The 12461-nt window shown below is 74.2% G+C and carries 10 protein-coding genes; 6 read left to right on the top strand and 4 right to left on the bottom strand.

The annotated features are described in order from the left end of the window. The 3 genes from IDM29_RS10490 to IDM29_RS10480 all read left to right on the top strand — a co-directional run. Nucleotides 1-905: cobalamin biosynthesis protein CobQ (locus tag IDM29_RS10490; RefSeq protein WP_188037502.1), on the top strand; the 905-nt coding region annotated here is incomplete at its 5' end. Beyond that, the gene (locus IDM29_RS10485) at nucleotides 905-1492 is read left to right on the top strand and encodes a GNAT family N-acetyltransferase (RefSeq protein WP_188037501.1); all 588 of its coding nucleotides are present in this window, start codon (nucleotides 905-907) and stop codon (nucleotides 1490-1492) included. The genes IDM29_RS10490 and IDM29_RS10485, both read left to right, overlap by 1 nt. Continuing rightward, entirely contained in the window at nucleotides 1485-2321 is an 837-nt protein-coding gene (locus tag IDM29_RS10480; protein WP_188037500.1) for an SDR family oxidoreductase, read from the top strand. Before IDM29_RS10485 ends, IDM29_RS10480 begins: the two co-directional genes overlap by 8 nt. Here IDM29_RS10480 and IDM29_RS10475 read toward each other — a convergent pair. Both IDM29_RS10475 and IDM29_RS10470 read right to left on the bottom strand, forming a co-directional pair. Continuing rightward, nucleotides 2314-3405, bottom strand: a complete 1092-nt coding sequence (locus IDM29_RS10475) for a glycosyltransferase (RefSeq protein ID WP_188037499.1) — start codon at nucleotides 3403-3405, stop codon at nucleotides 2314-2316. The two genes, IDM29_RS10480 and IDM29_RS10475, sit on opposite strands and share 8 nt — an antisense overlap. A gap of 1 nt (nucleotide 3406) precedes the next feature. Beyond that, entirely contained in the window at nucleotides 3407-5914 is a 2508-nt protein-coding gene (locus IDM29_RS10470; RefSeq protein WP_188037498.1) for a sodium-translocating pyrophosphatase, read from the bottom strand. 222 nt (nucleotides 5915-6136) lie between these two features. Between IDM29_RS10470 and ppdK the strand changes: the two genes are divergently transcribed. Continuing rightward, entirely contained in the window at nucleotides 6137-8869 is a 2733-nt protein-coding gene (gene ppdK, locus IDM29_RS10465) for a pyruvate, phosphate dikinase (RefSeq protein ID WP_188037497.1), read from the top strand. A gap of 10 nt (nucleotides 8870-8879) precedes the next feature. On the opposite strand, the gene IDM29_RS10460 is transcribed toward ppdK, so the two are convergent. Then, complete coding sequence (locus IDM29_RS10460; protein ID WP_188037496.1) at nucleotides 8880-9494, bottom strand: protein-L-isoaspartate O-methyltransferase; 615 nt, start codon at nucleotides 9492-9494, stop codon at nucleotides 8880-8882. 20 nt (nucleotides 9495-9514) lie between these two features. Here IDM29_RS10460 and IDM29_RS10455 point away from each other — a divergent pair, with 20 nt between their 5' ends. After that, complete coding sequence (locus IDM29_RS10455) at nucleotides 9515-9952, top strand: OsmC family peroxiredoxin (protein WP_182113004.1); 438 nt, start codon at nucleotides 9515-9517, stop codon at nucleotides 9950-9952. 51 nt (nucleotides 9953-10003) lie between these two features. On the opposite strand, the gene IDM29_RS10450 is transcribed toward IDM29_RS10455, so the two are convergent. Next, complete coding sequence (locus IDM29_RS10450; RefSeq protein WP_182113005.1) at nucleotides 10004-11203, bottom strand: zinc-dependent alcohol dehydrogenase; 1200 nt, start codon at nucleotides 11201-11203, stop codon at nucleotides 10004-10006. Nucleotides 11204-11333: 130 nt separating this feature from the next. Between IDM29_RS10450 and IDM29_RS10445 the strand changes: the two genes are divergently transcribed. Next, the coding region (locus tag IDM29_RS10445; RefSeq protein WP_375372405.1) for an FAD-binding oxidoreductase at nucleotides 11334-12461 on the top strand (1128 nt) is incomplete at its 3' end.

Genomic DNA, 12461 nt, shown 5'->3' with positions numbered 1-12461 from the left:
CCCGGCCCGCGCCCGCCGCCGGACCGGCCGAGCAGGGCTGGCAGGCCACGGTGCGCCGGCTGACCGGTGGGCTCGTCGCTCCGGGTCCGGGGCCCGCCGAGCGGGCACGCCGCGCGGCCGTGGCGGCGGTGCAGCGGACCTTCGACGGCCCCAAGACCGTCGTCGTGATCAACCCCAAGGGCGGCGCCCACAAGACGACGGCCACGATGATGCTGGCCTCGACGTTCGGGGTGCACCGCGGCGGCTACACCCTCGCGTGGGACAACAACGAGACGCGCGGCACGCTGGGCTGGCGCTCGCAGCAGTCCCAGCACCACCGCACGGCCGTGGACCTGCTCCAGGACCTGCACCGCTTCGAGGACGCGGGGTCGGCGCGCGTGGGCGACCTCGACACGTACGTGCGCGCGCAGGGCTCGGCGCAGTTCGACGTGCTCGCGTCCGACGAGGACGCCGCCTCCGCCGCGTCGATCGACGCCTTCGCCTTCCGCTCGCTGCACCGCACGCTGTCCCGGTTCTACCGGGTGATGGTGGTGGACACGGGCAACAACATGCGGGCGTCGAACTGGCAGGCGGCGATCGAGGCGGCGGACCAGGTGGTCATCGTCTCGACCGTCCGCGAGGACACCGCGCAGTCGGCGGCCTGGGCCGTCGACGCCCTGCGCGCGACCGGGCACGAGGACCTCGTGCGCCGCGCCGTCACCGTGCTCTCCGCACCCGCCGCGCAGCGCGACGACGCCCTCGCCGACCGCCTCCACCAGCACTTCGGCCGCCTCACGCGGGTGGTGCTCGAGGTGCCCTACGACGCGTCCCTGGTGACCGGACGGCCGATCGACTACGACGCACTCTCCCAGCAGACGCGCGACGCGTGGCTGCACGTGACCGCGGCGGTCGCCGAGGGTCTGTGATGGGCGACGACGCGGCCCTGGCGGGCGCGCCCTCGGGCGGCGTCACCGCGCCGCGGGCGGCGCGCCTCGCCGACGCCGAGGCCGTGGTCGCGCTGGTGCACTCCGCGTACCGGTCGGACGAGAGCCGCCTGGGCTGGACCACCGAGAGCCACCTCGTCGGCGGGCAGCGGGTGGACGCCGAGATGGTGCGCCGACTCGTCGCCGACGACGACGGCGCCGTCCTGGTCCTCGAGGACGAGGACGGTCTCCTGGCCTGCTGCCACGTCGAGCGCCGGCCCGGCACCGCCCACCTCGGCATGTTCGCGGTGCGCCCGATGCGGCAGGGCCGCGGGGTCGGCCGCCGCCTGCTCGCCGCCGCCGAGGACCAGGCGCGCGCGTGGGGCCGCGAGGTCCTGGAGCTCACCGTGCTCGAGCACCGGCCCGAGCTGCTGGCCTGGTACGAGCGCCGCGGCTTCGTGCTCACGGGCGTCCGCCACCCGTTCCCCTACGGCGACGAGCGCTTCGGCGTCCCGCGGCGGCCGGACCTCACCCTGCTCGGCATGGCCAAGCCGCTGACGACACCGAGTCCCGGGAGGACCCATGGCTGACCGCACCACCCCCGCGCCCCGCACGGCCGTCGTGACCGGGGCGGGTCGCGGGATCGGCCGCGGCCTCGCCGTCGGGCTCGCGCGGCGCGGCTTCCAGGTGGCCCTGCTGGGCCGGACGCCCGCGCACCTCGAGGCGGTGGCGGCCGAGATCGCCGGTCACGGGGGCGGGGCGGCCGCCGTCGTACCGGTCGACGTGACGGACCCGGACGCGGTCCGCGCGGCCGCGGACCGCGCCGAGGAGGCGCTCGCGCCGCACGGCGGCGTCGGGCTCCTGGTCAACAACGCCGGCGTCATCGAGCGCCGCGAGGTGTCGTTCGACCAGGACGACCCCGCCGACGTCTGGCGCGTCGTCGAGACCAACGTGCGCGGCCCGCTCCTGGTCACCCACGCGCTGCTGCCGGGCATGCTCGCGCGCGGCACGGGCCGGGTCGTCACGATCAACTCGGGCTCGGCGTACCGGCCGTCGCCCGCGTACACGGGCTACGGGATCAGCAAGGCCGCGGTGGCCCGCTTCACGAGCGTGCTCGACTCCCAGTACCGCGACGCCGGGCTGCGGGCGTTCGACCTGGCGCCCGGGGTGGTGGCGACGGACATGACCGCGAGCATGCCGACGTGGGAGGGGCGCACCGAGTGGACGCCCGTCGAGGCGTCGCTCGACCTCCTGGTCGCGATCGCGGACGGTGGCCTCGACGCCCTGTCGGGTCGGTTCTTTCGCGCCGGCGTCGACACGCCCGCCTCGCTGGCGGCGCACGCCGACGACGTCGTCGCCGCGGACGCCCGCCGCATCCAGGTGCCGCCCTACGGCCCCACGGACCCGCTGCTCAGCTGAGCCGCCCGCCGCCGCGCGCCGGCGGCGCGGGCGCCGACCACTGCGCGACGCTGGCCGCGATCGCGTGCTCGAAGCGGTCGTCGTCGTGCCGGCGGCCCAGCCACTGCGCGAAGCTGCCGTCCGCGGCGGCGTCGAGCGCACGGCGGCACCCGGCGGTGTCGGTGACGGCGCGCAGGAGCATCGCCTCGGCCTGCGCCGCGTCCCGGTACAGGAACGGGTAGCCGGGCGGCAGGATCGCGCGTGCCCACGGCAGGTCCGGCAGCACGCCGACGGCGCCCGCGACCAGCGCCTCGACGTACGCGAGCCCGTACGACTCCTCCTCGGCCGTGGCGAGGAACGCCGTCGTGCCCGCCAGGGCTCGCCAGTACCCCTCACGGGTCGGCGTGAGCGGGCCGACCCACGCCCACTCCCGGCGCGCGAGCCGCAGCGCGGCCTCCCCGACCAGGTGCTGCTCCTCGAGCCGGGCCTCGACGCGGACCGGCGTGCGCCGCGCCACGCGCTCGACGACGGCGACGAACAGGTCCGGACGCTTGCGCGGCGCCAGGTGGATGGCGGGGTAGAGCACGACGGGGACCTCGGGCTCGTGCCGGGGCTGCAGGTGCGCGAGGCGGATGCCCAGGTCCGCCCACGCCAGACGCGCGCCGTCGGCGAGCGCGGGCACCGTCCACTCGCGCACGGCGGCGCGGACCTCGTCGGCCGTCCGCTGCGAGTTCGCGAACGTGGGGAACAGCGCGCACGAGAGCGCCAGGGAGGCCCGGTCCACCGCCTCCACGTGCTCCGACGGGCTCCACCACACGAAGTTGACGAGGCGGGGGTGCCGGCTCGTCGCGCGCATCGTGCGCCACACGGACGGCGAGTCCAGCACGTCCATCGAGATGAGGACCGTCCGGTCGCCGTCCACCAGCTCGAGCGGCACGACGTCGAACCCCACGCCGTGCCCGAGCCGGCCGTGCCCCGCCGCCACCACCTGCGCGTCGGGGAAGACGCGCAGGAGGCGGCGCAGGAGCGTGGAGCCGGCGTCGTGCCCCCACACGTGACCGTCGCCGCCGATCAGCGCATCGGACCACCGGACGGCGACGCGCACCTCACTCGCCGTTCCGGACCAGCGTCGGTGACGGCTGCGTCTCGGCCGGCTCCTGCGCGCCCTCGTGCACCGCGTCGGGCGCGGGGGGTGCCTCCGGCAGGCGGTCGCGGTCGTCCTCCAGCGGCGTGCGGATCCGCATGCCGTAGAAGGACCGGTGCACGAAGAACGTCGTGGCCAGGAAGAACACCCCGGCCAGGACCAGGACCAGCGTGTGCTGGCCCTGCGCCTCGAGGCTGACGGCCAGCTCGACGGCCAGCAGGCCGAAGAGCGTCGTGAACTTGATGACCGGGTTGAGCGCGACCGACGACGTGTCCTTGTACGGGTCGCCGACCGTGTCGCCCACGATCGTGGCGTCGTGCAGCGCCGTGCCCTTGGCGTGCAGGTCCACCTCGACGATCTTCTTCGCGTTGTCCCACGCACCCCCGGCGTTCGCCATGAAGATCGCCTGGTAGAGGCCGAAGACGGCGATCGAGATGAGGTAGCCGATGAAGAAGTACGGCTCGACGAACGCGAACGACAGCGTCGCGAAGAACAGGCCCAGGAACATCGTGAGCATGCCCTGCTGCGCGTACTGCGTGCAGATCTCGACCACGCGCCGGGAGTCGGCCTCGCTGGCGCGCGTCGCACCGTCGAGCTTGATCGTGGTCCGGATGAACTCGACCGCGCGGTAGGCGCCCGTCGTGACCGCCTGGATCGACGCGCCGGTGAACCAGTAGATGATCGCGCCGCCCGTGATGAGGCCGAGCAGGAAGGGCGCGTGCAGCAGCGAGAGGTTCTCCAGGCCGATCGTCAGGCCGTCCGTGAGCGTCATGATGATGGAGAAGATCATGGTCGTGGCGCCCACGACGGCGGTGCCGATGAGGACCGGCTTGGCCGTCGCCTTGAAGGTGTTCCCGGCCCCGTCGTTCTCCTCGAGCATGTGCTTGGCGCGGTCCCACTGGACCGGGACCCCGAGCAGCGCCTGCGACTCGCTGCCCGACGGGTCGACCTCCTCGATCATCGACAGCTCGTAGACGCTCTGCGCGTTGTCGGTGACCGGGCCGTAGGAGTCGACGGCGATCGTCACCGGGCCCATCCCGAGGAAGCCGAACGCCACGAGCCCGAACGCGAAGACCGCGGGGGCGATCATGATCTCGTCCAGCCCCTGGGTGCTCAGCAGCGCCGCGCCCCCCATGAGGCCGACGACGGCCATGCCGAGCCAGAAGGCCGAGAAGTTGCCCGCCACCAGCCCGGACAGGATGTTGAGCGACGCCCCGCCCTCGCGCGAGCTCTTGACCACCTCGCGCACGTGCCGGCTGCTCGTCGACGTGAAGGCCTTGACGAGCTCGGGGATCAGCGCCCCGGCGATCGTCCCGAGCGAGACGATCGTCGCGAGCCGCCACCACAGGTCGGCGTCGGCCGCGCCGAGCTCGCTGCCCGGGCCGAGCAGCAGCCGTGTCGTGCCGTACGTCGCGGCGATGCACAGGCCCGAGGTGAGCCAGACGAGCGTCGTGAGCGGGCGCTCGAAGTCCATCCGCGTCGCGTCGGCCCAGCGGGCGCGTGCCCACGCGTCGTTGAGGAGGTAGGAGACACCCGAGGCGACCACCATGACGGCGCGCAGCACGAAGACCCACACCAGGAGCGTCGCCTGGGCGACCGGGTCGCCGACGGCGAGGAGCACGAACGTGATGAGCGCGACCCCGGTGACGCCGTAGGTCTCGAAGCCGTCGGCGCTCGGGCCCACCGAGTCGCCGGCGTTGTCGCCCGTGCAGTCGGCGATCACGCCCGGGTTGCGGGCGTCGTCCTCCTTGATCTTGAACGCGATCTTCATGAGGTCGGAGCCGATGTCGGCGATCTTGGTGAAGATGCCGCCCGCGATGCGCAGCGCCGCGGCGCCCAGCGACTCGCCGATCGCGAAGCCGATGAAGCAGGCGCCGGCGAGGTCCGCGGGCAGGAAGAGCAGGATCACGAGCATGATGAACAGCTCGAGGCTGATGAGCACCATGCCGATCGACATGCCCGACCGCAGCGGGATGCGGTGCAGGGGGAGCGGGCGCCCGGCGAGCGCCGCGAACGCGGTCCGCGAGTTGGCGAGCGTGTTCACGCGGATGCCGAACCACGCGACCGCGTAGGACCCGGCCATGCCGATGAGGCTGAAGGCGATGACGATGCCGACGCGGCCGGCCGGCAGCCCGACCAGCACGCCGTAGTACACGACGATCACCGCGGCGATGAAGCCCCACAGCACGAGCAGGAACCGGCCCTGCTTGAGCAGGTAGGCCCGGCACGTGGAGTAGATGAGCTCGGACACCTCGCGCATCGCGGGGTGGACCGCGAGCCGGCGCAGCTGCAGGTACGCCGTCGCCCCGAACGCCAGGCCCAGCCCGCAGACGACCAGGCCCGCGAGCAGCAGGACGCGGCCGCTCACGCCGAGCCCGCTCGCGACGCTGAGGTCGGGGAGCACGAGGTTGACCTCGCCACCGGAGTGCTCTCCGGCGAGGACCAGGGACCGAGCGAGTGTGTGCACCATCGCCGTACCTCTCGACGAACCGACTACGGCGGGTCGACGTGGGTCCCGGCCACACCCGCCTGATGTCGCGCGAAGCCCACGCTAGGGCCGGCCTCCCGCGCCGGGATGGGACCTCCGACGCAGGGCCGAAGGTCCTTTTGCTATCCGTCCCCCGAGGCGCACCCTGGGACGAGGCGACGCACGCAACGGGGCGGGTGTCCGCGCGCGAGGAGGCGCAGGGCCGTGGCGAAGTACGTGTACGACTTCAGCGAGGGCAGCAAGGACCAGAAGGACCTGCTCGGCGGGAAGGGGGCGAACCTCGCCGAGATGACCCGCCTGGGCCTGCCGGTGCCACCGGGCTTCACCATCACGACCGAGGCGTGCCGGCGGTTCCGCGAGACGGGCGAGCTGCCGGCCGAGCTGCGCGTCGAGGTGACCATGGCGCTGCGCCGCCTCGAGGACGCGCTGGGCCGCTCGCTGGGCGACTTCCACGACCCGCTGCTGGTCTCCGTCCGCTCGGGCGCCAAGTTCTCGATGCCCGGGATGATGGAGACGGTCCTGAACATCGGCCTGAACGACGCGTCGGTGCAGGGGCTGATCAAGTTCTCCGGCGACGACCGCTTCGCGTGGGACTCCTACCGCCGGCTCATCCAGATGTTCGGCAAGACGGTGCTCGACATCGACGGTGACCTGTTCGCCGCCGCGCTCGACGCGAAGAAGGCGGCCCGCGGGGTCACGGCGGACACGGACCTGCCCGCGTCCGACCTCGAGGAGCTCGTCGACGAGTTCAAGGCCATCGTGCGCCGCGAGTCCGGGCGGGAGTTCCCCCAGCACCCGCGCGAGCAGCTCGACCTTGCCATCACCGCCGTCTTCGGCTCGTGGGACACCGAGCGGGCGCGCCTCTACCGCCGCCGCGAGCGGATCCCGAACGACCTCGGCACGGCCGTCAACGTCGTGAGCATGGTGTTCGGCAACCTCGGCGCCGACTCGGGCACCGGCGTGTGCTTCACGCGCGACCCCGCGACCGGCAAGCCGGGCGTGTACGGCGACTACCTGCCCAACGCGCAGGGCGAGGACGTCGTGGCGGGCATCCGGAACACGCTCACGCTGGCCGACCTCGAGAGGCTCGACGCGGCCTCGTACGCCGAGCTGCGGCAGGCCATGCGCTCGCTCGAGACCCACTACCGGGACCTGTGCGACATCGAGTTCACGATCGAGCGCGGCCGGCTCTGGATGCTGCAGACCCGCGTCGGCAAGCGGACGGCGGCGGCGGCGTTCCGGATCGCGACCCAGCTGGTGGACGAGCACCTCATCACGCTCGACGAGGCGCTCGAGCGGGTCACCGGCGCCCAGCTGAGCAAGCTGATGTTCCCCCAGTTCGACGCGGCCGCCGAGCGCGACCTCCTGGCGACGGGCATGGCGGCCTCGCCGGGCGCCGCCGTCGGGCGGGCCGTGTTCGACTCCGCGACGGCGGTCGAGCGGCGTGCCGCCGGCGAGGACGTCGTGCTGGTGCGGCGCGAGACCAACCCGGACGACCTCGGCGGCATGATCGCCGCGGTGGGCGTGCTGACCTCGCGCGGCGGCAAGACGTCGCACGCGGCGGTCGTCGCGCGCGGCATGGGCACGACCTGCGTGGTCGGCGCCGAGCGGCTGGACGTCGACGTCGTCGGGCGGCGGTTCACCGTGGGTGACCGGGTCGTGAACGAGGGCGACGTCATCGCGATCGACGGCTCGAGCGGCGAGATCTTCCTCGGCGCCGTGCCCGTGGTCCCGTCGCCCGTGGTCCGTTACCTCGAGGAGGGTCTGGAGGCCGCGCTCGCGGAAGCCCAGGACGACGACACGGCCGAGCTCGTGGAGGCGGTGCACCGCGTGCTCACGCACGCCGACGTCGTGCGGCGCCTGCGCGTGCACGCCAACGCGGACACGCCAGACGACGCGCGCCGGGCCCGGACGTGGGGCGCGCAGGGCATCGGCCTCTGCCGGACGGAGCACATGTTCCTCGGCGAGCGGCGGGTGCTCATCGAGCGCCTCGTGCTCGCGGCGGACGACGCCGACCGCCAGGCCGCGCTCGACGCGCTCCTGCCGCTGCAGCGCAGCGACTTCGTGCAGATCCTCGCCGAGATGGACGGTCTCCCGACGACGATCCGCCTCATCGACCCGCCGCTGCACGAGTTCCTGCCGGACCTCACCGAGCTGTCGGTGCGGGTCGCCGTCGCGACCGAGCGCCAGGAGCGCGGGGACGACGTCGATGCCGCGGAGCTCGAGCGCGACCGGGTGCTGCTGGGCGCCGTCCGGCGCATGCACGAGGCCAACCCGATGCTGGGCCTGCGCGGCGTGCGGCTGGGGATCGTCGTCCCGGGCCTGTTCGCGCTGCAGATCCGGGCGGTGGCCGAGGCGGTGGCCGAGCGGCTGCGGGCCGGCGGGCAGCCGCACGCGGAGATCATGGTGCCGCTCGCGGCGTCCGTGATGGAGCTGCACCTGGTGCGGGACGAGGCCGAGCGCATCCTCGCCGAGGTGGCGGTGCAGGAGGGGGTCGAGCTGCACATCCCGATCGGCGCGATGATCGAGCTGCCCCGCGCCGCCCTGACCGCCGAGCGGATGGCGGGCGTCGCGGAGTTCTTCTCGTTCGGCACCAACGACCTCACGCAGACGACGTGGGGCTTCTCGCGCGACGACGTCGAGGGCGCGTTCTTCGCCGAGTACACCGAGCGCGGCGTGCTCAGCGTGTCGCCGTTCGAGACGCTCGACGCGAGCGGCGTCGGGCGGCTGGTGCGGATCGCGGTCGAGGAGGGCCGGGCCGCGCGCCCGGACCTCGGGCTCGGCGTGTGCGGCGAGCACGGCGGCGACCCGGAGTCGGTGCGGTTCTTCCACGACGTCGGCCTCGACTACGTCTCGTGCAGCCCGTTCCGCGTCCCGGTCGCACGGCTCGAGGCGGGCCGCGCGACGGTCACGGACCCGTCGAGCGACACCCGCTGACGGGGGGCGCTCAGCGCAGGGGGACGAAGCGGTGGGGGCCCTCGCTGCGGACGGTCACGTCCGACGGCGCGGGCCCCCGGCGCGCGACCGTGAGCAGCTCGCCGGCGACCGGGATCACCATGATCCCGCCGTCGGCGAGCTGGCCGACCAGCGCCGCCGGGAGCTCGCGGGCCTCGGCGCTGACGAGCACGCGGTCCCACGGTCCCTCGTCGGGCAGCCCGAGCACGCCCGGGCGGGCCGCCACGACGCGCGCCCACGGCTGGCCGGTCGCCGCGAGGTTCGCACCGCCCCACGCCACGAGGTCGGGCTCCAGCTCCACGCCCACCACGACGCCGTCGGGCCCCACGAGGTGCGCGAGCAGCGCCGTCGTCCAGCCGGACCCGGCGCCGACGTCGAGCACGCGCGCCCCCACGGGCACCTCGAGCGCGCGCAGCATCCGGGCGACGGTGCTGGGCTGGGAGCTGGTCTGGCCGTGCCCGATCGGCAGCGGCTGGTCGACGTCGGCGCGACGGGCCTCGTGCCGGCGCAGGAAGCCGCGGCGCCCGTGCGCGGCCATGGCCGCCGCGACCCGGTCCCGCCGTGCCGCCTCGCGCTCGTCCGGATAGCGTCGTGAGGTCCCGTCCATCACCCTTCCCGGAGGTCTCCATGCCCACCCGTACCGCACGTACCGCCTGGAACGGCTCGCTCGAGGACGGGAGCGGCCAGGTCGAGCTCTCGAGCTCGAAGGTCGCAACGTTCGACGTGTCGTTCCCCAAGCGTGCCGCGGACGACGCCGACGGCACCACCAGCCCCGAGGAGCTCATCGCCGCGGCGCACTCGTCGTGCTACGCGATGCAGCTCTCCGCGCTCGTGGGTCAGGCCGGCGGCACGGTGCAGGCGCTCGAGGTCAGCGCCGACGTCGAGCTGCGGCCGGACCCGGCCGGCGGCTTCCAGATCAGCGGCATCAAGCTCACCGTCCGCGGCGAGGTCGACGGCCTCGACGAGGCCGGCTTCGACAAGGCCGCCCAGGACGCCAAGGACACGTGCCCGGTGAGCAAGGCTCTCACCGGCACGACGATCTCGCTCGAGGCCTCGCTCGCCTGACCGAACCGCACGGGGAGCCCGCGCCGGGCGCCGGCTCCCCGTGCGTCCGGGTCAGGGCAGCTGCGGGTCGAGGACGACCTTGATGCAGCCGTCCTGCTTCTTCTGGAAGGTCTCGTAGAAGGCCGGCGCCTGCTCGAGCGAGACCCGGTGCGTGCGCAGGTCCAGGACGCCCAGCGGGTCGTCGTCGCGCTGCACGAGCGGCAGCAGCTCGGGCACCCAGTGCTGGACGTTGGCCTGGCCCATCCGGACGGTGACCTGCTTGTCGAAGAGCTCCATCATCGGCATCGGGTCCGCGGCCCCGCCGTAGACGCCCGAGAGCGAGATCGTGCCGCCGCGGCCGACGACCGAGATCGCCGTGTGCAGCGCGGCCAGCCGGTCGAGCCCGCCCACGTCCATGACCTTGCGGGCGACGGCGTCCGGCAGGAACGCGGCGACCTTGTGGGTCGCCTCCGCCACGGGCGAGCCGTGCGCCTCCATGCCGACGGCGTCGATGACGCTGTCCGGACCGCGGCCGTCGGTCAGGTCCCGGATCGACGCCGGCAGGTCGTCGTGGTCGCGCAGGTCCAGCACCTCGATGCCGTGCCGGCGCGCCATCTCCAGGCGCTCGGTGACGAGGTCGACGGCGATCACGCGCCCGGCCCCGCGGTAGGCGGCGACGCGCGCGGCCATCTGGCCGATCGGTCCCAGGCCCAGGACCACGACGGTCCCGCCGGCCGGCACGTTCGCGTACTCGACGCCCTGCCAGGCCGTGGGCAGGACGTCCGAGAGGTAGAGGTACTTCTCGTCCGGCGCGCCGTCGTCGGGCACCACGATCGGCCCGTAGTGCGCCTGGGGGACCCGCAGGTACTGCGCCTGGCCGCCCGGCACCTGCCCGTAGAGCTTGGTGTAGCCGAACAGCTGCGCGCCCTTGTGGTGCTCGTGCACCTGGGTCGTCTCGCACTGCGTCGTCAGGCCGCGCCGGCAGTTGTGGCACGCGCCGCACGCGATGACGAAGGGCACGACCACGCGGTCGCCGACCTTCAGGTGCGAGGCGGCACCGGGCCCGACCGCCTCGACGATGCCCATGGCCTCGTGGCCGAGCACGTCCCCGCGGTCGATGAACATCCCCAGCGTCGAGTACAGGTGCAGGTCGGAGCCGCAGATGGCCGTCGATGTGACCCGGACGACGGCGTCCGTGGGCTCCTGGATCGTCGGGTCGGGGACCGACTCGACCCCGACCTTCTCCGTGCCCTGCCAGGTCACTGCGCGCATGCGTCCTCCATGGGTCGACGTCGCCCCGACGGCCGGCCGGGGCTGGGCCTCAGGCTCTCCCGCGCGGCCGCGGGCCGCACGTCGGACGGCGGGCACCCCGGCCCCGGTGTGGTGGGAGGATCGGACTGTGGTGACCACGACCCCGGACGCGCCCGCCGCCTCGACCGCGGACGTGCTGCACGAGCTGCGCGCCGCGCTCGGCCGCGCGGGCCGGAGCGCCGTCGACGACTCGACGCGCCGCCGCGCGGAGTACAGCACCGACGCCTCGAACTACCGCGTCGTGCCGCAGGTCGTCGTCTTCCCGCGGGACGTCGACGACCTGGTCGCCGTCGCCGACGTCGCGCGCCGCACGGGCACGCCGCTGACGGTGCGCGGCGGCGGCACCTCGGTGGCCGGCAACGCGGTCGGCACGGGGATCGTCGTCGACACGTCGCGCCACCTCACGGCGATCGGCGAGATCGACCCGCACGCGCGCACCGCGGTCGTGCAGCCGGGCGTCGTGATGAGCAGCCTGCAGGCGGCGGCCAGGCCGCACGGGCTGCGCTTCGGCCCGGACCCCTCCACGCAGAACCGGGCGACCCTCGGCGGCATGATCGGCAACAACGCGTGCGGCCCGCACGCCGTCGCCTACGGGCGGACGGCGGACAACGTCGTGAGCCTGGACGTCGTCGACGGGCGCGGGCGCCGCTTCACCGCCGGCCGGGGCGCGGGGGCGCTCGACGCCGTGCCCGGCCTCGCGGACCTCGTGACGACGAACCTCGGCACCGTGCGCACGGAGCTCGGGCGCTTCGGCCGGCAGGTGTCCGGCTACTCGCTCGAGCACCTGCTCCCCGAGCACGGCACGGACCTCGCGAAGATGCTCGTCGGCACCGAGGGCACCCTCGTCACGGTGCTCGGTGCCACCGTGAGCCTGGTCCCCGTCGCGGACGCCGCGGTGCTGGTCGTGCTCGGCTACCCGGACATGCCGTCGGCGGCCGACGCCGTGCCCGCCCTGCTCGCGCACTCGCCGCTCGCGGTCGAGGGACTCGACGCGCGCCTGGTCGACGTCGTCCGCCGCCACCGCGGCGAGGCGCACGTGCCCGCGCTCCCGCCGGGCGCCGGCTGGCTCATGGTCGAGATGGGCGGCGCCACGCGCGAGGAGGCGCTCGAGCGCGCCCGTGCGATGGCCGCGGACGCGGGCACGAGCGCCGCGCGCGTCATCCCGCCGGGCGCGGAGGCGTCGGCGATGTGGCAGATCCGCGCCGACGGCGCCGGGCTG

This window comes from Actinotalea sp. JY-7885, from assembly GCF_014525465.1.
Taxonomy (GTDB): domain Bacteria; phylum Actinomycetota; class Actinomycetes; order Actinomycetales; family Cellulomonadaceae; genus Actinotalea.
Note: the sequence above shows the minus strand (reverse complement) of the source record. Positions and strands in the feature narration are given on the sequence as shown.